The following is a 20716-nucleotide window of genomic DNA, read 5'->3' as shown; positions in this document are numbered from 1 at the left end:
GTTTTTCGCTTATTTTAACCTAAAAACACTACTAAACCCTTAATTTACAATGCTTTTAATTCCGAACTGAGGTTATAATAAACAGTATCTATAATAAACTATCGAGTTTATTTATGACTAACTGTGGTGTATATAAATCAAAGAAACTGATCCAACAAACGCGAAGAAGAGAGTTAATGAGCTTTCACAAAGTTACAGTCGTTAAAATTATTAAAGGTGCAAAGCATACTATATCAGCTGATCAGCCAGAGACTTTCTATGAAGAATTGATTAGTTTTGTGGATGTGAAAAGTTAAAAAATAATCAATCATCTAGTTTTATAATAAAGTCTTCTAAATATTCATCAACATCTAGCTCATATTCGGATATTGCAAAATGCTTGGCAGATTTTTTTTCTTTATGCATCTTTTCTGTTGAACCATTATTATTTAAGTGATGCCATTCCGGTAAGTCTTTACCTTCAAATAGCAACTTATAACTACAGCTATTTGGTAACCATTTGTGAGCATGATTTTTTAATTGTTTATAAGTTAGGTTTATACACTCTGGTACAAGCTGCTTTCTTTTTTTATACATGCTACATTGACATTTATTAGTATCTAAAAGCTTACAGCTAACCTTAGTATAATATACTTCATCAGTTTCATCATCTTGAAGTTTATTCAGACAGCATAAGCCACATCTATCACAAATAGATTCCCACTGCTCATTTGTCATATCTTTTAGATCAATTTCTTGCCACCATTTATACATATTTTTTACTGATAGGTTATAATAGTTATTTGCGAAATAATAATATCTTAAATTATCTAAAAAAACATCAAAGGATTTTATGAAAACTACTGCCAGAGCTAGAAATAATGCTCGATTATACACTGTACAAGCGTTATACCAAAAAAAAGTTGCTGATAATACTTTTGCTGAGCTAAAAGTGCAATACTATGCTGATAATGCAGGTCGCCATCAAACTGATTGGGAACTTTTTTATAGGCTTATTGATGCTGTAGATACAAATCAAAGTACAATCAAAAACTATATATCAGAAAACTCAGATGAGGGGATTGATTCGATTAATTATGTTGACTATGCAGTTTTACAAGCTGCTGTAGCTGAGCTTATAGAGTGTCTAGAAAACCCATATCAGATAATAATAAAGGAGTATGTTGAGATAGCATTTAGTATGGGTACTGAAGAAGGTTATAAATTTATAAATGCTGTTTTGCAGAAGCTTGCTAAATCAATTAGAGATGTAGAGTAAAACTATCCTGAGAAGCCAAGAAGTTAAAAGCTTCGCGATGTTTCTGCTGCTCTTTTTTATTTAAAGTTGCAGTTAATATTGCTTCTTGATACTCTTGGTGAGCCAAAATATCTCCATTGTAGTTTATAATCATACTATCACCAGAGTAACTAACGTTAGGATCTTTACCAACTCTATTACATGCTATTACAAAGGCTTGATTTTCTATTGCTCTAGCTTTTAGTAATGTTTGCCAGTGCTGACGTCGAGATTCTGGCCAGCATGCGACATTTAGAAGTATATCATAGTCATTATTATTACAATTAAATACCGGGAAGCGTAGATCAAAGCATACTGTAAGTAATATGTTAAAGCCTTTATAATTTATAATCTCTCGCTTATTACCACCTGAGTACTTTTTATCTTCTCCTGCATGAATAAATAGATGGTTTTTATCATAAGTGTAGATTTCTTTTTCAGGAGTTACAAAGTAGAGTCTATTTGCTATCTTTGTATCTGTAAATGTAGCAGCACTTCCAACTAGAGCATAGTTTTTACCTTCGACTTGTTTGGACATCCAGTTAATAATGTCTTGTTGAGTACTAGCCTCATTAGTCGGGTTCATTATAAATCCAGTATTAAACATTTCTGGTAAAACTACAATATCAGAGTCGCTATCAATTTGAGCTAATTTTTTTTCTAGGTTATTATAATTTTGCTGTTTATTGTCCCAAATAATATCTGTTTGAATTATGCTAATTTTTAAATCTGACATTTTAAAACCTTAACTATGAATATTTAGTTTATAACATTCAAATTTTAACATTTTTTTAAGCTGTAATTATTATATTTAATTTATCATATATAAAAATATTAAAGTGCTTTTAAAATCATTGACAAGAGAAAATCCCAGGAAGATAATTAAAATTAAATTAATTTGATGATAAGGTGTGGGTAATGAGGAGTCTAAGGTTAAGACTTAGTGTTTTCGTTTTAGTTATTATATTTGCTTTAATATATGGATGCTCTACTTTTGAAGAGCCTCAATATACTAATGGATACTATATTGTAACAATTAATCAAAGCTTCAATGAAGTTCATAATAAATCACTAAAACTTATAAAAAGTGGTGAGGTTCAGGATTCTAGCGGCCATTTTTATACAGTCAAGCTAAATAAAGTGGATGGTAATCGTGCTATAGTTGTTGGAGAAAGTAATTTTGATCCATCTGATTTTATTGAAGTAGCTCTTTATAATAAATCAAAAGATGAAACAAAAATATCAGTGAGATATGGTGAAGATGGGGATTCAATAAAATCATCCGCTTTTATATCATTAGTTCAGAAAAAAACTAGTAAATCGTAATTATTTTGATATAAATTTTCTGATAAATATCTAGTTATTTATTTTTGTAAACTAATTTGACATATTTGATATTGACAAATAAAAGGCCTAATAAGATAATCATTTTATTATAATTTGGGGTGTAAAAAAATGAGACTTTTAAAATCTAAGTTTAGTTTAATAATTTTAGTTGCTACTATAGTAATATTATCAGGGTGTTCAACCTTTAGTGGTAGTAGCTTTAATAATGGTTATTACACTACAACATTAAACCAGAGTTTTGATAATGTTTATGAAGCATCACTAAATATTATCAAAAATGGTCAAACATTTGATTTAAATGGTAGTCCATACGATATTAAAATAAATAAGAAAATGTCAAATGAAGCAGTAATAGCTGCAGAGAGTGATAGTGATCCTGCAGATTTCATTGAAATTGCAATTGAGAAAGAAACAAAAGATAAAACACAAATATCTATAAAGTATGGAAGTGAAGGTAATGCTATTAGATCATCTGCCTTAATTCCTATGATACAAAGCAATATTCATCATCACTAGTATTTAATTTCTTTTTATTGACAAATAAAACTCTCAACAACATAATTATAATTATCCTAATTTAAATAATTTTAAAAATGAAAGATTTTAAATTAAATTTGAAGCTTTTAACTTTAGTTGTTATTGTGACCTTGATTTCTGCTTGTGCTACTAATAATATCAAATATAACAATGAAGGCTACTCTACAGCAAATGTCCATAAAAGCTTAAATAAGGTTTATAGTGAAACATTGAGGTTGATAGAGTCTGGACAGGCTCCTAGTTTAGCAGGTGAAACATACGCAATAAATACAAATCAAAAGAGTGATCAAAAAGCATTGATTTTAGCCGTTAATAATAATGATTCTAATGACTTTATAGAAGTAGTAATGAATAAAATATCCCAAAATACGACGAGTTTAGCAGTGAAATATGGTAAACAGGGTAATTCACTTAAATCAGCTACATTAATTAGTATGATTCAAGGGAAGTAGTAACGAGTTCAAAATGCAAGTATAAATTAAAACTACGGTTCTTTATAAGCTTATGTGAATAGTTTTTTAGAATAATACACTGATTATATCTGAGCTAGTATTTTAGCACCTTCAATTATTGTATAATTTTTTTTGGCAAAACATAGTCTTAATAATCTATTATTAGGATTGTTCTCAAATAGTGATGATAGAGGGACTAATCCTATACCATGTTCTTTAATAAGCTTCGTTGCAAAAGTGTAATCATCTTCATTACTTACCTGGCTATAATCAAGTACTTGGAATGGAGATCCTTGCCACTCAATAAGTTTGAATTTCGATCCTTTTAGCTTATTTTTTAATAAGCTATTTTGTTTTTTATAAAGTTTGTGTAAGTTTTTATAAAATTCAGGATGCTCTAAAATTCCTTCTGCTAATGCTAGTTGCATAGGAGTACATGCTGAGTAAGTTGAGAACTGTTTTACAGCCAGGATATTCTTTATGATATTCTCTGGTGCAATCATTGATCCTTGGCGCCAACCGGTAAGGTTGTATGTTTTACCAAAAGATTGTAGTACTATAAGTTTATCTCTTAGTTCAGGAATTTGTAAAGCACTTGTGAAACTATCTCCAGCATAAATATGCTCATAGACTTCATCAGATATTATCAAAATATCTTTATCTTTAACAATGTTAGCAATTTCTTGATATTCTTGTCTCGAGATTATAGTTCCCATTGGATTATGAGGGGAGTTTAGAAGTATAATTTTTGTTTTATTAGTGATGGCATTTGCAATAGCTTGAATATCAATATTACCATTTGGTAGCAATTTCAATCTAACACATTTGCCTTGATTAAAGTTTGTAATTCCTACATAAGCATCAAATACGGGATCAAACATTATAACCTCATCATTTTTATCGAGATATGCCGAAATTGATGTAAATAAGCCTTCTTGAGCTCCAGCAGTAATGGCTATATTATCAATAGATATATCAATATCATAACAGGTTTTAGTCTTTTGGACTACTGCTCGACGTAAGGCTATAACTCCAGGAATTGGAGAGTATTTATTTTCTCCTTTCTTCATATAGTAGTTGGTACGGTCAATTAACCATTCGGGAGTATCAAAGTCTGAAAACCCTACTGCTAAGTTAACACATTTATATTCTGCCGCTAATGCACCAAAAACACCATAGATTGAGGGTGGTGTGGTAATATGAGGTTTGGGTTGGATCATAAGTACTATTAATATTTTGTGATGATATGTTAAGATCAATTATATTATAAATTTTGCTATCATACTATTTTAAGTTAATAAAGAATATACGAAAGCTTAAATAAGTTGATCATAGGAATAATGCTACTTTTAGTTAGACTAAGGTGTTTTTATGAAGCTTAGAGGATTTCCATATTCTTTCATGTATTTTTCACCAAGTAATTTAGATCCTATATAGTTTAGATGGTTAGAATCTGCATATATAGGAACATCATTTATTTCAATATTACAGAACTTATCATTACATATAGCTTTTTTAGGGTCTATAATAACCATTTCTGGATATTGTTTTTTTAGTTTTTGTATTAAATTTGAAAATACATGTTGTTGTTCTTTGACGAATTCTGCGTTTACCTGGCAAGAGTGCTTATTGAAAAGAAAAGGTAAGCTTTGCTGTTCTAATGGGCATAAGTTACTAATATTTGATGAGAGAGTAGGTGTATCAAGTATTATTATAGGTGTTGCGCCACTATCTATAATCAGTTTTATTGATTTTTTTAGTGATTTAATTGAGCTAGAGTATATTCCTTTTGACCATTCGCCAGCAAGTATTACATACTTATATTTTTTAGTTTTAATTAATTTTGCTATAGCGTGATTTCTATCTGTAACAGATACATATTCAACGACATTCTTAAAGTCATAAATAAAAGGAGTAGTTTTTTGAGAGATAACATATGCTTTTTGTTTTATATTTTTAAGCCAAACACTAACCATAGGAATATCAGATCTTGCATGAGAATCTCCAATTAATAATGTATTCGGTGTTTTTATTTTTTCATATCCAATAGAACATTTATTTATATCTGGTAATTGTTTTGACTCAAAATTGCTAGACGCTATCATAAGGAAGCAATTATTCTTGTCAATGTTTTCAAATCCATATGAGTAAGTTAGCTCATTTTGATTTATTTTAGGCTGGTTAAATCCAAACTTATGATTTATTGATGCTGCATAGAAGCAGATAGAGATAATTAAAGGAATTACCCATAATGCAATAAAGCTTTTAGCAAAGCTAAATTTAAATCTATATCTAAAAGGTTTTTCTACAAGAAAATATGAAAGAGTTGCTAATATTATACTTATTACAAATATTATTGTACATATGCTCTCAGTTTTCTCTATACTAAGATAATTTACATAAGCAATTATAGGCCAGTGCCATAAGTATAAAGAGTAAGAAATTAGCCCTATAGCAACAAAAGGTTTTATAGATAATATCTTGTTAGCAATAGGAGTAAAACTTACATCACTACCTGTATAAATAAATAAAGTAGCTCCAAAGCAAGCTATAATAGTCCAGAAGCTAGGGAACCCTACATTAATAATAAATATAGGGACTATCATTAATATTAAAGCAGCTATAGATAGTATATTAAGGATTAGTTTATTATTTATTACTTTGGTATTTTTATATAATAAGATAGCTAAAGCACAACCAAATAGTAATTCAAAAGCTCTATGAGTCGGAAAGTAATACCATCTCTGAGAGCTTAGCATATAAATATCAATCTTACCAGATAGAAAGACTAAACATGAAAGAATTAGGAGTATTATAGATGTTGCAAAAAGCTTTTTCTTTGTTGATAGTCCAATTTTAAATAAGAATATTAAGACTATAGGCCATAATAAATAGAATTGCTCCTCTACACCTAGAGACCAAGTGTGTAATAGTGGAATAATTTGGGAATCTGCTCCAAAGTATCCAAAATCTAATTTTATAAAGAAGAAAAGGTTTGATACTGAAGCAATTGCACTTACAAGTGATTCAGAATAGTTTTCCAAATCTTGAGGTAGTAATATTAACCAGGCTAAAAAGCTTGAAAATATCAATACAGTAATTAATGCAGGAAGTATTCTTCTTATCCTTCTTAGATAAAAGTTTTTTAGGGAGAAAGAGTTGTTATCTAGGTCTCTAATTATTATAGAAGTTATAAGATATCCTGAGATCACAAAGAAAATATCTACCCCAAGAAATCCTGATTTGACCCAGCTTAAATTAAGATGGAATAATACCACAGATAGAACAGCCAATGCTCTTAATCCATCAATATCTTTTCTATATTTTATATTACTCATTAATTATTGATAATAATTTATCTTTTTATCTTATCTAAAAACTAATAATACAGTTTTTTATATGTTAAATAAAATAAAATAGTTTTGATATGATTGCTAAAACTTTTAAATGTTTATAAAAATTGTTTAGCAGATAAGTGCTTGGGCTATTTTTTTACTTTCTAACAAAATATAATAGTCTATACATTTATTACAGTTTTATACTAATGAGAAAAAAATACTGTTTTGTTTTTGTTATATCAATCTTATTTATAACTTACTTTTTCTTATTAAATTATTTACAACCATTAAGAGCCGATGATTTTGGGAGAGCCTGTACTGATGCACTTAATAAAGGTTTTATAATTTACCTAAGAGGTATTGGATCAAACTATTTCCATTGGACTGGTAGAATAACCGCTCAGGCATTAATATATTTGTTTCTCAACAAATCGTATATTAATGTATTGGTATTTATAATTAATATTTTAAATTCGATTTGTATTTATTTATTCTTGCTACTTTCTTTTAGAATCGTAACTATGGATAAGGGTAAAATTTTATCAAAAGACTTTTTACTATATGTATTTTTCTTTATATACATTTTTTATCAGACAGGGTTTATTGCTAATATACTGTGGAAGACTGCTGCAATTCAGTATTTTTGGGGAATAACACTATTAACTATATTTTATTATTTAACCATTATAAAAGGTAAATCAAATATTTTATTTAGCTTATTTATTGGTTTTTTTATAGGGTTATATAATGAGATATTTGTAGGAGTTACTCTTTTACTCTGCTTAGCTTACTTTATAGATAAGAAAATATCTAAAAAGAATATTAATAAAAGTATAATTTATTTTTTTATTAGTTGTTTTGTTGGAGGCATCATTTTAGTTGCTGCTCCAGGAAATTATGTAAGGTTAGATTCTGCTTCTGCTAAGGTAGATATTTCAATTTTTGGTAATTTTTTAAATTTAATAAGCCAAGTAATAAATAGCCCTGATACTATAATACCTATAGTGTTAATGGGACTTTTCTTAGTTCTTATATTTTCAAATAAGAATGTTTCAAAATATAGAGCATGTATTTATAGTGTAGCTCTTATTAGTTGTATTTTTGTTTTAACACCAGTTGCGAAGTCTTATGCCTTGAATCAAAGAGTACTGCTTATCTATTATGTTATTTTTTTTATTGCGTTTTTTCAGCAGTTTTATAATCATAGTAGTAGTTTTATGGATAAATTGTATTTAAATATAAAGCAATTAAGTTGGCTTTTTTCTATATTATTAGTTATACAGCTTTATTTAATATTCAGTATTTATTTCTCGATATATAAATTTGAGCAAGAGCGTAAAAGAATGATTGTATATTACCATCAGCATAACGTTAGCAACCCAGTCTTACCTATGCTCCCAGAATATTTTGGGCAGACAGTTTATATTAATGATATCACTGCTGATAAAAGCGCATATAATAACATAGCATTTGCTAAGTTTTATGACTTTGAGAGTGTTGTAGGAGTTCCCATAAAAAATTATAATTAAAAAAGATCTTTTAACAGTTCTATAGTTATTTCTTGTTTTTCTTGGGTTTTGCGGTTTTTATATTCTATTAGGTTTTGCTCTAGAAGTCTGTCACCGATTACAACGTGATGAGAGTAGCCAACAAGGTCCGCATCAGCAAACATTACTCCAGGTCTTGCACCACGATCATCTAGTAATACATCAATTCCTTTTGCTGATAGCTCTTGATATAAAGTATCCGCAACCTTTTTGACATTCTCTGATTTGTTGTAATTGATTGGAAGTATAGCTACCTCAAATGGAGCTATAGCTTCTGGCCATATTATGCCTTTATCATCGTGTGATTGTTCAATTGCTGCAGCCATAACTCGTGATACACCAAAACCATAACAACCCATTAATATAGGTTTAGATTTGCCATCTTGGCCAATTACAGTAGCATTCATTGGTTTTGAGTATACGTCTCCTAATTCAAAGATATGGCCAACTTCTACACCGTTTGTTAGTGCTAAAGTACCTTTACTATCAGGAGAGATATCTCCAGCTATTACATTTCTAATATCGGCAATTTCATAGTTAGTAACATCTCTATCCCAATTTACATTTGTATAGTGATAATCATCTTCATTAGCACCACAGCACAAATCTGATATTGCTATAGCACTATAGTCTGCAATTATTTGAATAGGGCAGTTATATATGCCGAGTGAGCCAGGGTTTGCATTGAAAAGTTCAAAAATCTCTTCACGCGATGCTAGGGTATATGGTGCAGATATTTGCGGAAGCTTGTTTATCTTTGTTTCATTTAGTTCATGATCACCTCTTACAACTAAGGCAAAGAAGTCGCCTTTAGTATCTTTAACAACCATAGTTTTTATAGTTTGTTTAATATCAAACTTCATTTCTTTACAAAGCTTTTCTATAGTTTTTATATTTGGTGTATGAATTTTTTCTATAGAGTTTTGAGAATTCGCTTTTTTACTAAGATCAGGTTTTGCATAAGTAGCTAGCTCTATATTTGCCGCATAGTCACTATCATTACTATAGCAAATGATATCCTCCCCAGCGTTTGCTAGTACTTGAAATTCATGGCTATTATCACCACCAATAGCGCCGCTATCTGCTTTTACAGGGCGGTACTCTAAGCCTATCTTATCTAAAATATTACAATAAGTTTGATACATCACTTTGTATGTATTATTTAAACACTGATTATTTTCATGAAAAGAGTATGAGTCTTTCATAATAAACTCACGTGCACGCATAACCCCAAAACGAGGGCGTATTTCATCTCTAAATTTTGTCTGAATTTGATATAGATTTAAAGGTAATTGTTTATAGCTTTTGATAGTATCTCTAGCCATATCTACTATAGGTTCCTCGTGAGTTGGGCCATAACAAAAATCTCTATCATGTCTATCTTTTAGTTTTAAAAGCTCAGGTCCAAATTTATCCCAGCGGTGAGTTTCTTGTAAGAGTTCAGATGGTAATATGCTTGGTAGTAGTAATTCACTAGCACCAGCTTTATTCATCTCTGAACGGACAATTTCTTGGATTTTTTGTAATACTTTTAGTCCCATGGGCATCCACGTATATATGCCTGAAGCGAGTTTTTTAATCAGACCTGCTTTTAACATATATTGATGACTAATAAGTACTGCTTCTTTAGGAAGTTCTTTGGTAGTAGCAATAAGCGTTTGTGTTGCTTTCATAGCGTCTATAATTTTATAAATCAAAATAATGAGCTAAATTATAGCAAAAAAAATGTTATAAAATATAAAAATTGACCTTAGATAGGGAAAGTAAGGAGATATGAAAAAACTAAAAAGTAGCCACTATCTAAAGTCATTTTTATAAACTTGTCAGATTTGCATATGCTATATAATCTTAAAAGATATATAGCAAAATAATCCTAAAGCTACATAATTATATTTTTTAGAAATATTAAATCAAGATATTCTACACCAAAGTTAGAGATAAGGCATCACTGATGAAATTTTTATATCTTTATCAAATGTACACGCGCACTTAGAGCTATTTAGAATTCATAATTTAGAGATAAGAAAGGAGGAGAAAAATATAAACTACTAAACAGCTCTAAGTAAAACTTAATTTATAGTAGCGCTTGAAAAAATTTCGAATTTTGTGGCTCCCCGAGACGGACTTGAACCGCCGACCAATTGATTAACAGTCAACTGCTCTACCGACTGAGCTATCGGGGAGTAACGAGATGTATTATATGACCCTTTTAAAGCACTGTCAATGTTTTTTTGGAAATTTTATAGCATTTTATAATCTTTTATATGATTCTATATTTATGTTAATATACTTGCTAAGTTTTTAGCTAATTTACTTTTAATAAAATGACTAATCAAGTTATACAAAAACAGCAAGATTTAATCGATGAGTTATCTTTTTTTGATGATTGGGAAGATAAATATGATTATATTATTTCACTTGGTAAGCAGTTAGCAGATTTTCCAGAAGCTAAGAAAACAGAAGATAACTTAGTTAGGGGATGTCAGTCTCAAGTTTGGTTTGATAGCAGTATTGTAGATGGTAAACTAAATTTTATTGCAACTAGTGATGCATTAATAGTTTCAGGGCTTATTGCTGTATTGTTACAGGTTTACAATAATGCAACACCTATCGAGATTTTAGAATCAGATACTGATTTTATTCAGCAGATTGGTTTTGGTAATAACCTAAGCTCAAATAGAGCAAACGGTTTAAAATCTATGCTTAATTATATATACGCTACAGCTACTAAAAATCGATAAATGGAAATACTTGTTTGTAGGCCAAAAAGTGATGCTGCTACTCTAGTAGATTTACTTAGTTCCAAAAATTATAATGCTACTAGTTTGCCTACTCTAAAAATCTGTTATAAAACTATTTCTGAACAAATCCATGAGTATAGTTCTGTTATATTTACAAGTAAATATGCAGTAAAAGGATTATTTAAACAATATCTACCCGAGACATTTAAAAATAGAAGATTATACGCAGTTGGGCAAAGTACTGCTAAGCTCTTATCTAGTTATGGTTTAAGTGCAAGCTATCCTAATACTAAGTACAACTCACAAGAATTATATAAATTAATCTCTCAAAATAATCCATCTCAAAAAAGTTTTGCAATAGTATCTGGAGCAGGTGGTAATCAGTTTTTACTAAAAGAGCTTTCTAGAGTAACAAGGTGCAAAAAGTTTGAAGTTTATGAGCGGGTTTTTGAGGATGTCGATCTTTTAACAGCTAGATATAAAGAGTTTTTTTTGCAAAAGAATCCTGAACTTATAGTTGCAACAAGTTTAGATGTATTTAAATCGTTAATTAGGGTTTTTGCAAAAACATCACTCCCAGTTGACGCAATTGTTACCATAACTAGTTCAAAAATGCTAGAATTTGTAAATAAGCATGGCTTTAAAAACACCTTAGAGCTTGAGAAAATAAACAACGATTATATTTATAATAAAATACTGGAAATTACAGAGGCTAGTCAAGATGTCTGCAACAAAAAACACTCATCAGCAAAGTAGTGATGCTAAAAAAACTACTGTAGAAAAGAATGTAAATAAGGAAAAAAAATCTAAATCAGCTATTCTACCTAAGTTTAGCATTATAATATCATTGGTAGCCATAGGTATGGCTGGCTATGTGGTGACTGACTCAATAGTTAAACATAAGGGTGATATTAATAACAAGAATCAACAATATTTGACTCTAGAAAAGCAGCTAAATAAACTTAAACAGACTCAAAGTGATCAAAGTGGTATTTTGAATGACTTAAGTAGTCAAAATGATTCGCAACAAAATAGTATAAAAGCAATTCAATCACAACTCACTACAGTAAATAATCAGTTAGAGATTCCTACTAAAGATTTATATATGCAGATGAGTATCATAAATATTCAGTCAGCTATTGATTATCTAGTTTTAGCAAAAGATGTTGTTGTATTTAGTGGAGATGTTCAAAGAGCAAATGATTTGGTTGGTATGGCTTTTGATAAGATCCAAGCAAGTAAAGTTGCAAATATCAGTGCAAGTGACCGCCAAAATATCAAAAATATTTTAAAAAGCTATGCCTCAAAACAAGATGTTATAAAAGAGTTTGTTACTATTGAGCAACAGTTTGGTAAGTTACAATATATTACACCTAATAATGCTAATTTGGCAAAAGTAACTCAACCAAAAAGCAAATATATGAAACTATTAAGCTCAATTGTGGAGATTCAAGATATTCCTAAAAATCAAACTCTTGTATCGAGCAAACAGGCAAAACAATTTATATCTGATAATTTATACCAATCTTTAATATCTTTGCAAACAGCTATGTATACAAATAATGAGGTGGATATTGTAAAAGCAAAAGCAAACCTTATAAATATTTTAGAAAAATACTTTGTTCAGGATAGTAGTGCAAAAAGCCTCGAAAAAGCTATACAAGATATTCAAGTTAGAAAGACTCAAGATTTAAATAATGCTCTTGATAAGGTGATTAATCAGTTATCAAGCCAGCAAAATGATCTTTTAACTAAAGAGTCTAGACAAAAGTTTAGTGCAAGTAAAAAAGGAAGTAACAAATGATAAATATTATAAAGCTTATAATAGCAGTTATCATAGCTACGATAGTAGGTATTTGGGCGACCAAATATCATGGTTATATTATGCTTGTGTTATCTGACAAAACTATCAAGATGAATTTGGTAGCATTTGTTTTTGTTATAGCTGTATTATTTTTCCTAATACTTTTTGGTGTGAGAATTATTAAGTTAGGTTTTAGCTTCTCTTATCTATTATTCAGTTGGTTTTTTGGCTTATTTACGGTTGATAAGCAAGAGAAGTTTATAGATTTAGTTGCTGATATTGCACTAAAGAATGGTAAGCTAATGAGACAAACAAGTGTTTCAAATCTAGTGAAATTAACACCTAAATATCTAAGAGATTATATCCTTTTTAGAAAATTTGAAATGATAGCTTTTTCAGGTGGGGTAAAAGAACTTGAAAAATCTTTAAAACAAATAAAAAGTGATAGCATCATATATAAATATTTTGAAGTATATAAGTTTTATATGGTTCAAAAGTTAGGTGAAGCTAAGGCAAGAATTTTAGTTTTGCTAGAATGTAATGATAAAAGGTTTTTACCAACTATTGTAAATTTAGCAGGTTCGATTGCATTAGCTGATAAGGATGACACTTTTGCATTAAAAATCTTGGAAAAATATGATGCTTATTTAAAAGCAGATACTGAAGAAAAGCTAATAACACTAGCATTAAAACAGGCAAAAAGTCTTGATAAACTATCAGATATATATAGTAAAGCAGATGCCACAGCTGTTCTAAGTAGAGTATATATAGAGCAGTTAGTAGCATTTAATGAGATAAATATTGCGGAAAAGTTTGCAAAAAAACAGTTCAATAACTCAAATATGTCTGCAGATATGTTAAAACTTTATGTTAATGCGTTGAATATTCCAGTTTCAAAACTAGTGCCTAAAACCCTTGATAAAGCCAATAGTGATTATTATAGTATTATTACATTATTGGAGCTAGCTGTAGTTAAATCAGATAATGTAAGCTTTAAAATGATTTATGACTATATTGAAAGAAGTATTAAAGATCTACTTTCAAGCTCTGAATTAGAAAGATATTCACATGTTTTGTGTAAATTCTTGATTAAAAATGGTGAAGTTGCTGGGTTAGATTTATCAAAGGCTAGATTAGTTTATAGGAATAATTAAATTAAAGGGGTGTTTATGCAGGTTAAAAGATGGTTCTTAAATAATAGCCTAAGAAATTATCAATATCTTTTATTTGATAATGATAATGCAATAGTTGTTGATCCTTTAAAAGCCGATATTTTTGATGATTTTATTAGACAAAATAGTTTGCAGTTGAATACAATACTTATAACACATAAGCATGGTGATCACATAGCTGGAGTTAAGAAGTTAATTGAGCTGTATCCTAGTGCTAAGGTTTATGCATATACTGATAATGATTTATTTAAACCTGATGTCTATGTTAAAGATGGTGATGTAATTGATTTAGGCTTTACTAGTTTTAAAGTGATATATACTCCTGGACATATTTCAGATCATGTTAGCTTTTTATTCGAAAAAGAGAAAGCTCTATTTTGTGGAGATACTTTGTTTAACGCTGGAGTTGGTGGTGTTCATGCTGAAACTGCGGATGTTAATGAGCTATATAATTCATTATTTAAGATAGCAAATTTGGATAAAAATATTAAACCTTATTCTGCTCATGATTATTGGCAAGGTAATTTAGATTTTGCCTTAAGTATCTTGCCAGATGATAAGGCTTTTAATTATTATAGAAAACATGTTTATGATTTAGACGCCGAAGATAAGCCGATAGTTGATTTGGCAGAGGAAAGTAAATTTAATATCTTTATTCGATCAATAGATGATAATGCTCTTAAGCAAGCATTACCTGATTATTCATTAGGTAAGGATATGTTTGTGAAATTACGAGAATTAAAAAATAATTTTTGATTACTACTGATTATCTTGGCTTTTTTCAGCAGAGCTATCTTTTTTATCTGTAGCTGTTTTAGATTCTTTTTTATCATCTTTAGGCTCTATTTTAGTGCGACTAATTTCTCTAGGGAATCCACCGTTTAAGCCTATTCTTTGTAGTTTAATAATATCAGGTGCCATAGCACGTTTACTATCATATGGACCTATATACATTCTAATCCAGTTACCAACACGCTTGAACTTAGGGTCTAGGCCATCTTTTTTCATCTTACTAACATACCACGATGTTTCATTCATATGTCTAAAAGAAGCAACTTGGTATATATATGTGTATTTATATTGAGCTCTTTTAGCTTCAGGCTCTACATTTACACTGACACTATCATGTTTGAGATTGTCATAAAATGTAAACACCATCTTTCCACTAGGAGTATTTTCAGAGAAATCTGGCTTTTGATCTCCATTAGTTTTTTTATCTACTTTGGAGTCTTTTGTGATTTTCTTTGTTTGGCTTTTATCAGCTTGTAGTTCTATTTTTGCTTTCTCTTCAGCCTTAATTTTCTTTAAGTGTTTATTTATAAGTTTTGAAGCAACAGCAATACATAAGAGACATACAATACCTATGATAAGCAATTTCTTCTTCTTATTGAGTTTAGGTTTTTGCGGTTCTTGTGGAACTTCATTCTTTTGTTTTTTAGGTATATCTAATTTCGATAGATCTTTCATAAGCTTTATTTTGGCAACAATTTTTTTACAAACTAAACTATGGTTTAATTTATTAGTGTTATACTAAAGAAAGATTATAATTAATAGTAATATAAAAATATATAGGGTTTTGTTATGAGCTATCAGAAAAATGATAAATTTATTATCAAAGGTTTCCATCAAAGCTGTCCAAATGCTTTTAAAGATAAGATAATAGCGATGGGAGTTATAGAAGGCCAAGAGATGACTGTTATAAACAAATCAATATTTGGAGGCCCTATAGCATTTGAAACAAATTGTGGAATCTTTTCATTACGCAAAAAAGATTTAGACTTTTTAAAATTAGAGAAAATAAACTAGAAAGAGGGGTAAAATGAGTTTTAAAAAAGCATTTTTAGTAACATCAATTTGTGCAGCTACTTTAGCGACTACAAACTTATACGCTGCGGCAGCTACACCATCAAATAAGACTACTACACAAGATACTAGTGTTATAAAGAATACTATTATTAGTAACTTAGATTCCTTATTCCCTTTCCAAGCCAATATTACAGTGGGTAAGGTTGATAAAGATAGTAATGGAGATATTACGGCTTCAAATATTCTAATAGTGAGTAGTAGTAAAGATAATCCTAATATATCTATTGATAAACTAGTTGTTAAAGGATTGAAGGTTAACAAAAAAATAAATAATGATATTTCCATAAAAGTAGAAGGTTTAAAAGTTACAAACTTAGCATCTTCTGTAGCAAGTAGTAATGCAGTTAGTGCAAAGGTGAACCCTAAAGATTTATCTGGTGATGATAATCTTTATAGAATAGCAATGAATACCATAGGTAAAGGTATTTATAATTTTGAAATCAACTATGATCACAGTAATAGTTCATTAAAATTTGATCTTGACTCTACAGTGAATAAGCAAGCTTTTGTTAAAGAAGATATTGAACTAAAAGACTTTGATTTATCTGATACAAGCTTTGATAATGACTTTTTAGCAAGCTTTAAAAATAAAGTAATGAATGCAAAAGTAAAAGATCTAGAGTTTGATGGTAATTTTACTGAAGTCTTAAAAGAGATAACATCTGAGTATTTAGGCAAAGACTATAAACAAACTCCAAGCTTAGATATCAATGGTTCATTAGGTAAAACATCTGGTGAACTAGAGTTTAATGTTGATGGTAATCTAGGTTCACAAAGTCATGTTAAATATAATATAGTTGTTGATGGCATTGACTTAGATAATACTCCGATAAAAGATATGGTGAGTGGGTCTAATGCATTCCTAAAAGATGCATATATTCAAACAAATTCGGCAGATGTTGCTATTGATCTGAATTTTGATAAAAACTCTTTCTCTAAGAAATCACCAATACAACAAGTTTTAAACCTTTTAGGTAAGAAAGATTTAAATATAAATATTACTTCAAATAATAGTTATAAAGATTCAAAGTATAATAATAACTTTAATTTAAAACTTGATGGTTTAGCTAATCTAAGTGCTAGCACAAAAGCAATAGTTAAAGGTAAACTAAGCTTGTTGCCATATGTTGGAACAAATGGTCAAAATCAAAAAGATCTATATAATTGTAATAATCAATTATGTTTGACAGATATTGATTTTAGTTTTGTGAATAATGGTTTACTAGAGAAAGTTGCAAGGTATGCTAATAAAGATCCAAATACAACTCCACAGCAAGTGCTTGGATCATATGGAGCATTACTACAGCTTTTTGCAACTCAACAGCAAGATCAGTTCTTGAGAAAAGTACTGTCATCTTTTGCAATATTCTTACAAAACCCTAAAAACATAAGCATGCATGCAAAAGCTAATAAGCCTGTCAATCAAACAGCGCTATTAAATATGTTAGTTGATGATACTAAGGCATTAAAGAAACATAACCCTATACAACAGAATAATGGGAAAGTAGACCTAAGTAAGTCACCTAATATTAAGCTAATAAATGATATACAAAAGGTGTTTAAAATAACTTTTGATGTTAATAGTTAAGCTTGTAAAAAAATAAACAAAATATTATAGTGATTTAGCGTGTATCAGTGTTGACAAAACTTTTAAATAGGGTAATATATGTTCTTATAAAGCGGGAATAGCTCAGTGGTAGAGCACAACCTTGCCAAGGTTGGGGTCGCGAGTTCGAGCCTCGTTTCCCGCTCCACATACTCTTGCATGTGTGGCTGAGTAGCAAAATGGTTATGCAGAGGCCTGCAAAGCCTTGGACGCCGGTTCGATTCCGGCCTCAGCCTCCATACTGCCCGGGTGGTGAAATTGGTAGACACAAGGGACTTAAAATCCCTCGGAGCTTAACCTCCGTGCCGGTTCGAGTCCGGCCCCGGGCACCATTTATTATATCTTTTATATACTCTTTATAATCATTATTGTTAAATTATGTTCAGCCTCATCTAGATGTTAAAGATGCATACAGTTTCATATGTTATTTAGTAGCTATTTTTCAGCTATATAGATTAGCTAATTCATGATAATAAAACACTTTTGAGTAGCTTTCGTAAGTTCTTATTATAGCCACATAAAAGGGTTAGTTTCATAGAATAAATTAAATATTTCGAATAGGATAATTACGCTACCTACAGATACAATATATGTGTGCGAAAAGTATACTTTAAGATCTGTTTTTGTGTTGAGCAACATCGGAGTATAAATAAATATTATAACAGTAAATATAGAGGCATACTGAAGAATAAGAATGTATTCAGAGGGATATAGTACAGCAGAGATTAGTGGTGGGATAAAGCATATTAGTATTAAAACTAAACTATTTAGATGCTTTTTGGAGTTGTTAAAAATATCACGAATATAATGTGCTAAAGCTATGCTAACACCTATAAAAGACGTTATTATTGCAGTGTGAATAAATAAGTTTAATGCTATTTCGAGAACATTTGATCCTGATATAGCTTTAATCTCTCCTATCAAACCGCTTGGCGTATAGTCGCTTGATAAAAAAAGGCTATGAAAGCTATAAAAGTTATATTGGGGAACTACTCCTAGAGATGCAAAAACCCATACTATATAAATAACTAGTACAATTATACTGCTTATTAAGATATCTTTCTTTATACGTTCAACATTTCCTTTTTGGTATTCATAAATAAAAGGAATTATACTATGAAAGACGAATGCTACTAAAATAGTTGGAAAAGCATATATAATAGAGGATGTTTCTGATGGCATATCACTTAAATAGTTTGTGTTTATATAAAATAACATAATTATTATAGCTATGATAAAAAATATAAACTTTAAAATAACAAGAGCTCTATTTACATAATCACTAATTCTGTAGCTAAATATTAAAGCTCCGAATATTACTATAAAGATAGTTGCAAATATTTCAGTTTGTGACTGGTTTAGATGACTTATACTATCTATATTGTATAATATAGAAGAGCCTTGAGTAATATAGCTTGATAACATTGAGTAAAAGAAAAGTAAGTAGATAACAGTAAAAAATATCAAATATGGCTTTGGCACTCTTGAATACATTATTGATGTAAAATTAGCACCAAGAGGATGTTCTGCGCAGGTATTTAAAAGCTTTATAGCTGCAATATACATTATACTCCACGATAGGATTAAAAGTACTACTGCAGTAGAAAAGCCACAGGCTGCTACAATTAATGGTAACGACAACATCCCTGTACCAGTAGATGTACCAACTATAAGAAAAATCGAGCCAATTGACCTAGAGTTCATATTAAAAAAATAGTTATAAAAATTAGATTTAACTTTAAAACATCATAGCTTATTTTAATGCTAAATTATAGTTCATTCATAGTTATATTAGTTTTGATGTAAGCTTATAAAAGAAAATTCAGTCGATTATAGCGGTATTTATTTATATACTGTTTTATACAATAATAAGTAGCATCATATTTAGGATTAAAGAAAAGTCGATGAATTGTCTCTATTATTGTTAAGTTTAGTAATCTAGTTATTGACAATATAAATCTTTTGATGAGATAAAACTTTTATTTAGAATTTACTAGAATATTGATATTAACCTTGTGTTGAGGTTTAATAAACTTATTTATTAGAGTGTTTAAAGCAATGATTAAAAAACTAACCAATTGCATATTTGTTTTGCTTATATTATTTAACTATGGTTTATCGAATGATAATACAGTTGAATCCTCTATAAATAGTCAAACTACTTCTAAAAGTATAAAACCTAGTAATAATAGTACATTTAATAATCTTATTGTTAAGCCTGTTAGGAACATAGGTATTGGTGTGGTATCTATTGCGATGGCTCCAATAGGAGCATTTGTTGGAGTATTTGAAGGAGTGTCTAAGACTAAAGCCATTTTGTATAATGGAGAACATCATTCTGGGGATAGTGATATAGTTAATATTATTGTAGCTCCTCTTGCAGCAGCAGGTTTAGCCGTGGGGGGTGCTGGTTATATGGCATATAAGCTTCCTCAGGAAACAGCAAAATCTCTTAGTAAAAAAGAAAGTAATTAACCATAGGCTTAATTTATATGTAATTTTTAGCTTAGTGCTTGTTTTAGGTTCTTGATGAGAGTATTTTTATTATCAAAACATTATAAAAGAAATCATAGATAATGAAGTCATTTAACCATAGTATATTTTTGTTAATCATAATAATGTTACCTATATCTGTTTTTGCAGATGGTAATCTTTGTAACCTTTATATAAGAATTAAACCAAGTGTTTACAATGATAAAGATAGGGTTGTATTTAATATGGTTAATACTCAAAAAGATCAAGATTACAGAAATATTGCTTTCTCAGGACAGACTAGAGCTAGCGTAGGAGAGGTTGAGTGTGGTAATGATTATAATATCTATGCTACTGCACTACCAACTCCTAGGCGTAAATTATCTTCACCATCTATAAAGTCAGTATATTCAAGTAATCCAATAGCATTAAATCATGATATTGATATTTATTATCCAGCGGATTTTACAACAATCAAATCGACATCTACAGAAGATGAGACTATTATACCTAAATAAGAGTTATATTTAGTCTTCTTTAGTTGCAAAATCTACTTTT

General features: G+C 29.6%; 22 protein-coding genes and 4 tRNA genes. 18 read left to right on the top strand and 8 right to left on the bottom strand.

What is annotated here, in order from left to right; all coding sequences use genetic code 11:
• Positions 1-113: 113 nt before the first annotated feature.
• On the top strand, positions 114-296 hold the full coding sequence (locus AB8E56_RS05420) for a hypothetical protein (protein WP_329478806.1): 183 nt from the start codon (positions 114-116) through the stop codon (positions 294-296).
• A 7-nt stretch (positions 297-303) separates the two neighbouring features.
• Here AB8E56_RS05420 and AB8E56_RS05415 read toward each other — a convergent pair whose 3' ends face one another.
• A complete protein-coding gene (locus AB8E56_RS05415) occupies positions 304-753 on the bottom strand; it encodes a YcgN family cysteine cluster protein (protein ID WP_329478804.1) in 450 nt (149 codons plus the stop codon).
• A 79-nt stretch (positions 754-832) separates the two neighbouring features.
• Here AB8E56_RS05415 and nusB point away from each other — a divergent pair, with 79 nt between their 5' ends.
• Positions 833-1258 (top strand): transcription antitermination factor NusB, encoded by a 426-nt coding sequence (gene nusB / locus AB8E56_RS05410; protein ID WP_329478801.1) that lies wholly within the window; start codon positions 833-835, stop codon positions 1256-1258.
• Here nusB and AB8E56_RS05405 read toward each other — a convergent pair.
• Positions 1242-2012 (bottom strand): amidohydrolase, encoded by a 771-nt coding sequence (locus AB8E56_RS05405; RefSeq protein WP_329478799.1) that lies wholly within the window; start codon positions 2010-2012, stop codon positions 1242-1244. The genes nusB and AB8E56_RS05405 overlap by 17 nt on opposite strands.
• Before the next feature lie 182 nt (positions 2013-2194).
• Between AB8E56_RS05405 and AB8E56_RS05400 the strand changes: the two genes are divergently transcribed.
• The 3 genes from AB8E56_RS05400 (at position 2195) to AB8E56_RS05390 (ending at position 3612) form a co-directional block, all read left to right on the top strand.
• A complete protein-coding gene (locus AB8E56_RS05400) occupies positions 2195-2602 on the top strand; it encodes a DUF3568 family protein (protein ID WP_329478797.1) in 408 nt (135 codons plus the stop codon).
• A 129-nt stretch (positions 2603-2731) separates the two neighbouring features.
• Positions 2732-3139, top strand: a complete 408-nt coding sequence (locus tag AB8E56_RS05395) for a DUF3568 family protein (RefSeq protein ID WP_329478795.1) — start codon at positions 2732-2734, stop codon at positions 3137-3139.
• A gap of 77 nt (positions 3140-3216) precedes the next feature.
• The gene (locus tag AB8E56_RS05390) at positions 3217-3612 is read left to right on the top strand and encodes a DUF3568 family protein (RefSeq protein ID WP_329478793.1); all 396 of its coding nucleotides are present in this window, start codon (positions 3217-3219) and stop codon (positions 3610-3612) included.
• Between the two features lie 83 nt (positions 3613-3695).
• Here the strand turns inward: AB8E56_RS05390 and AB8E56_RS05385 are convergent, their stop codons facing one another.
• Positions 3696-4832 (bottom strand): aminotransferase class I/II-fold pyridoxal phosphate-dependent enzyme, encoded by a 1137-nt coding sequence (locus tag AB8E56_RS05385; RefSeq protein WP_329478791.1) that lies wholly within the window; start codon positions 4830-4832, stop codon positions 3696-3698.
• A 138-nt stretch (positions 4833-4970) separates the two neighbouring features.
• The gene (locus AB8E56_RS05380) at positions 4971-6950 is read right to left on the bottom strand and encodes an acyltransferase family protein (RefSeq protein ID WP_329478789.1); all 1980 of its coding nucleotides are present in this window, start codon (positions 6948-6950) and stop codon (positions 4971-4973) included.
• A gap of 206 nt (positions 6951-7156) precedes the next feature.
• Here AB8E56_RS05380 and AB8E56_RS05375 point away from each other — a divergent pair, with 206 nt between their 5' ends.
• A complete protein-coding gene (locus AB8E56_RS05375) occupies positions 7157-8479 on the top strand; it encodes a DUF6056 family protein (RefSeq protein WP_329478787.1) in 1323 nt (440 codons plus the stop codon).
• On the opposite strand, the gene AB8E56_RS05370 is transcribed toward AB8E56_RS05375, so the two are convergent.
• Positions 8476-10170, bottom strand: a complete 1695-nt coding sequence (locus tag AB8E56_RS05370; protein ID WP_329478785.1) for a proline--tRNA ligase — start codon at positions 10168-10170, stop codon at positions 8476-8478. The two genes, AB8E56_RS05375 and AB8E56_RS05370, sit on opposite strands and share 4 nt — an antisense overlap.
• A gap of 434 nt (positions 10171-10604) precedes the next feature.
• A tRNA-Asn gene (locus AB8E56_RS05365) sits at positions 10605-10680 on the bottom strand.
• A gap of 141 nt (positions 10681-10821) precedes the next feature.
• On the opposite strand from AB8E56_RS05365, the gene AB8E56_RS05360 reads away from it, so the two are divergent.
• From AB8E56_RS05360 to AB8E56_RS05340, 5 genes are read left to right on the top strand one after another with little or no spacing between them, the layout of a single operon-like run.
• Complete coding sequence (locus tag AB8E56_RS05360; RefSeq protein WP_329478783.1) at positions 10822-11238, top strand: SufE family protein; 417 nt, start codon at positions 10822-10824, stop codon at positions 11236-11238.
• Entirely contained in the window at positions 11239-11994 is a 756-nt protein-coding gene (locus AB8E56_RS05355) for a uroporphyrinogen-III synthase (protein WP_329478781.1), read from the top strand.
• Positions 11960-13042, top strand: coding sequence for a hypothetical protein (locus AB8E56_RS05350; RefSeq protein ID WP_329478779.1), 1083 nt, complete (start codon positions 11960-11962; stop codon positions 13040-13042). The genes AB8E56_RS05355 and AB8E56_RS05350 overlap by 35 nt, the downstream gene beginning before the upstream one ends.
• Positions 13039-14196, top strand: coding sequence for a heme biosynthesis protein HemY (locus AB8E56_RS05345; RefSeq protein WP_329478776.1), 1158 nt, complete (start codon positions 13039-13041; stop codon positions 14194-14196). The genes AB8E56_RS05350 and AB8E56_RS05345 overlap by 4 nt, the downstream gene beginning before the upstream one ends.
• Before the next feature lie 15 nt (positions 14197-14211).
• A complete protein-coding gene (locus AB8E56_RS05340; RefSeq protein ID WP_329478774.1) occupies positions 14212-14970 on the top strand; it encodes an MBL fold metallo-hydrolase in 759 nt (252 codons plus the stop codon).
• Positions 14971-14973: 3 nt separating this feature from the next.
• Here AB8E56_RS05340 and AB8E56_RS05335 read toward each other — a convergent pair whose 3' ends face one another.
• Positions 14974-15681 (bottom strand): SPOR domain-containing protein, encoded by a 708-nt coding sequence (locus AB8E56_RS05335; protein WP_329478771.1) that lies wholly within the window; start codon positions 15679-15681, stop codon positions 14974-14976.
• Positions 15682-15795: 114 nt separating this feature from the next.
• Here AB8E56_RS05335 and AB8E56_RS05330 point away from each other — a divergent pair, with 114 nt between their 5' ends.
• From AB8E56_RS05330 to AB8E56_RS05310, 5 genes are all read left to right on the top strand, one after another.
• Entirely contained in the window at positions 15796-16020 is a 225-nt protein-coding gene (locus AB8E56_RS05330) for a FeoA domain-containing protein (protein WP_329478769.1), read from the top strand.
• Positions 16021-16033: 13 nt separating this feature from the next.
• Positions 16034-17668, top strand: coding sequence for a hypothetical protein (locus AB8E56_RS05325; protein WP_329478767.1), 1635 nt, complete (start codon positions 16034-16036; stop codon positions 17666-17668).
• Between the two features lie 91 nt (positions 17669-17759).
• Positions 17760-17834 (top strand) — tRNA-Gly (locus AB8E56_RS05320).
• Between the two features lie 17 nt (positions 17835-17851).
• A tRNA-Cys gene (locus AB8E56_RS05315) sits at positions 17852-17925 on the top strand.
• Between the two features lie 4 nt (positions 17926-17929).
• A tRNA-Leu gene (locus AB8E56_RS05310) sits at positions 17930-18018 on the top strand.
• A gap of 175 nt (positions 18019-18193) precedes the next feature.
• On the opposite strand, the gene AB8E56_RS05305 is transcribed toward AB8E56_RS05310, so the two are convergent.
• The gene (locus tag AB8E56_RS05305; protein ID WP_329478765.1) at positions 18194-19390 is read right to left on the bottom strand and encodes an aromatic amino acid transport family protein; all 1197 of its coding nucleotides are present in this window, start codon (positions 19388-19390) and stop codon (positions 18194-18196) included.
• 354 nt (positions 19391-19744) lie between these two features.
• On the opposite strand from AB8E56_RS05305, the gene AB8E56_RS05300 reads away from it, so the two are divergent.
• Positions 19745-20161: a hypothetical protein gene (locus AB8E56_RS05300; protein ID WP_329478763.1), complete on the top strand. Its 417-nt coding sequence runs from the start codon at positions 19745-19747 to the stop codon at positions 20159-20161.
• Between the two features lie 101 nt (positions 20162-20262).
• Positions 20263-20676 (top strand): hypothetical protein, encoded by a 414-nt coding sequence (locus AB8E56_RS05295; RefSeq protein ID WP_329478761.1) that lies wholly within the window; start codon positions 20263-20265, stop codon positions 20674-20676.
• Positions 20677-20716: the final 40 nt, after the last annotated feature.

The organism is Francisella sp. 19X1-34 (assembly GCF_041102755.1).
Lineage (GTDB): Bacteria > Pseudomonadota > Gammaproteobacteria > Francisellales > Francisellaceae > Francisella.
This window is presented reverse-complemented; position numbering and strand designations above follow the sequence as displayed.

What these genes read in the sequence shown, in the direction of transcription:
- AB8E56_RS05420 (WP_329478806.1), top strand. Translation starts at nt 114, where the DNA reads ATGACTAACTGTGGTGTATATAAATCAAAGAAACTGATCCAACAAACG.
- AB8E56_RS05415 (WP_329478804.1), bottom strand. Translation starts at nt 753, where the DNA reads ATGTATAAATGGTGGCAAGAAATTGATCTAAAAGATATGACAAATGAG.
- nusB (WP_329478801.1), top strand. Translation starts at nt 833, where the DNA reads ATGAAAACTACTGCCAGAGCTAGAAATAATGCTCGATTATACACTGTA.
- AB8E56_RS05405 (WP_329478799.1), bottom strand. Translation starts at nt 2,012, where the DNA reads ATGTCAGATTTAAAAATTAGCATAATTCAAACAGATATTATTTGGGAC.
- AB8E56_RS05400 (WP_329478797.1), top strand. Translation starts at nt 2,195, where the DNA reads ATGAGGAGTCTAAGGTTAAGACTTAGTGTTTTCGTTTTAGTTATTATA.
- AB8E56_RS05395 (WP_329478795.1), top strand. Translation starts at nt 2,732, where the DNA reads ATGAGACTTTTAAAATCTAAGTTTAGTTTAATAATTTTAGTTGCTACT.
- AB8E56_RS05390 (WP_329478793.1), top strand. Translation starts at nt 3,217, where the DNA reads ATGAAAGATTTTAAATTAAATTTGAAGCTTTTAACTTTAGTTGTTATT.
- AB8E56_RS05385 (WP_329478791.1), bottom strand. Translation starts at nt 4,832, where the DNA reads ATGATCCAACCCAAACCTCATATTACCACACCACCCTCAATCTATGGT.
- AB8E56_RS05380 (WP_329478789.1), bottom strand. Translation starts at nt 6,950, where the DNA reads ATGAGTAATATAAAATATAGAAAAGATATTGATGGATTAAGAGCATTG.
- AB8E56_RS05375 (WP_329478787.1), top strand. Translation starts at nt 7,157, where the DNA reads ATGAGAAAAAAATACTGTTTTGTTTTTGTTATATCAATCTTATTTATA.
- AB8E56_RS05370 (WP_329478785.1), bottom strand. Translation starts at nt 10,170, where the DNA reads ATGAAAGCAACACAAACGCTTATTGCTACTACCAAAGAACTTCCTAAA.
- AB8E56_RS05360 (WP_329478783.1), top strand. Translation starts at nt 10,822, where the DNA reads ATGACTAATCAAGTTATACAAAAACAGCAAGATTTAATCGATGAGTTA.
- AB8E56_RS05355 (WP_329478781.1), top strand. Translation starts at nt 11,239, where the DNA reads ATGGAAATACTTGTTTGTAGGCCAAAAAGTGATGCTGCTACTCTAGTA.
- AB8E56_RS05350 (WP_329478779.1), top strand. Translation starts at nt 11,960, where the DNA reads ATGTCTGCAACAAAAAACACTCATCAGCAAAGTAGTGATGCTAAAAAA.
- AB8E56_RS05345 (WP_329478776.1), top strand. Translation starts at nt 13,039, where the DNA reads ATGATAAATATTATAAAGCTTATAATAGCAGTTATCATAGCTACGATA.
- AB8E56_RS05340 (WP_329478774.1), top strand. Translation starts at nt 14,212, where the DNA reads ATGCAGGTTAAAAGATGGTTCTTAAATAATAGCCTAAGAAATTATCAA.
- AB8E56_RS05335 (WP_329478771.1), bottom strand. Translation starts at nt 15,681, where the DNA reads ATGAAAGATCTATCGAAATTAGATATACCTAAAAAACAAAAGAATGAA.
- AB8E56_RS05330 (WP_329478769.1), top strand. Translation starts at nt 15,796, where the DNA reads ATGAGCTATCAGAAAAATGATAAATTTATTATCAAAGGTTTCCATCAA.
- AB8E56_RS05325 (WP_329478767.1), top strand. Translation starts at nt 16,034, where the DNA reads ATGAGTTTTAAAAAAGCATTTTTAGTAACATCAATTTGTGCAGCTACT.
- AB8E56_RS05305 (WP_329478765.1), bottom strand. Translation starts at nt 19,390, where the DNA reads ATGAACTCTAGGTCAATTGGCTCGATTTTTCTTATAGTTGGTACATCT.
- AB8E56_RS05300 (WP_329478763.1), top strand. Translation starts at nt 19,745, where the DNA reads ATGATTAAAAAACTAACCAATTGCATATTTGTTTTGCTTATATTATTT.
- AB8E56_RS05295 (WP_329478761.1), top strand. Translation starts at nt 20,263, where the DNA reads ATGAAGTCATTTAACCATAGTATATTTTTGTTAATCATAATAATGTTA.